The sequence below is a fragment of the Streptomyces diversicolor genome (assembly GCF_057537855.1).
The window spans coordinates 1-1,016 of the sequence record NZ_BAAJXA010000135.1 but is presented as its reverse complement, the minus strand read 5'-3'; the positions used below and the strand labels follow the sequence as shown (position 1 = coordinate 1,016).

The window sequence follows — 1,016 nt, the reverse complement described above, 5'->3', positions numbered from 1 at the left end:
CCGGGCCGCGGCCCGCGCTTACCTGCTCGGGCTGCTGTCGAGCGTCGAACGGAAGAACTGCTGGCAACTGGCTGAACAGGCGGGCCATACGCGGCCTGGGCCGATGCAACGTCTGCTGCGCCACGCCCGCTGGGACGCCGATGCCGTCCGCGACGACCTGCGTGCCTACGCCGCCGAACACCTCGGTGCTGACGGCAGGGTTCTCGTTGTCGACGAGACCGGCTTCCTGAAGAAGGGCCGGTCCTCGGCAGGAGTGCAGAGGCAGTACACCGGCACCGCGGGACGCATCGAGAACGCCCAGGTCGGCGTGTTCCTCGCCCTGGCCACCGCCCGGGGACGGGCCCTGATCGACCGACGGCTCTACCTTCCCGAACACTCCTGGTCCGATGACCCCGAACGCCGCACCGCGGCCGGGATACCCGAGACCGTGCAGTTCGCCACCAAACCCCGCCTGGCCTCGGAGATGATCGCCGCCGCGCTGGACGCCGGGATCAGCGCCTCCTGGGTGACCGGCGACGAAGCCTACGGCCAGGACCCCCAGCTCCGCGCCGCCCTCAAGGCCCGCGGTATCGGCTATGTCCTCGCCGTCGCCTGCTCGACGCGGGTGAGGATCAACCACGGCCGCACTCCCGCCCGCGCCGATACCGTCGCCGGCCGCCTGCCCGCCGCGGCCTGGCACCGTCAGAGCGCCGGAAACGGCGCGAAAGGCCCGCGATACTACGACTGGGCCTGGATCCACATCGGCACCGGCAGCCATCAACACCTGCTCGTCCGACGGAACCGGTCCACCGGCGAACTCGCCTTCTATGTGTGCTGGTCACCCACCGAAGTGCCCCTTGCCGAACTGGTCCGCGTCGCCGGTGCCCGCTGGAGCGTCGAGGAATGCTTCCAGGCCGCCAAGAGCCAGGTCGGACTCGACCACTATCAGGTCCGGCACTGGACCTCATGGCACCGGCACATCACACTCGCCATGCTTGCCCTGGCCTTCCTGACCGCCCTCGCCGCCGACGCGACCC

1 protein-coding gene is annotated in these 1,016 nt (G+C 70.4%); it reads left to right on the top strand.

Annotated features, from left to right (window positions below; translation table 11 throughout):
- Positions 1-1,016 (top strand): IS701 family transposase (locus AC27LF_RS45500; protein WP_487231313.1); only part of this gene is annotated, 1,016 nt, incomplete at both ends.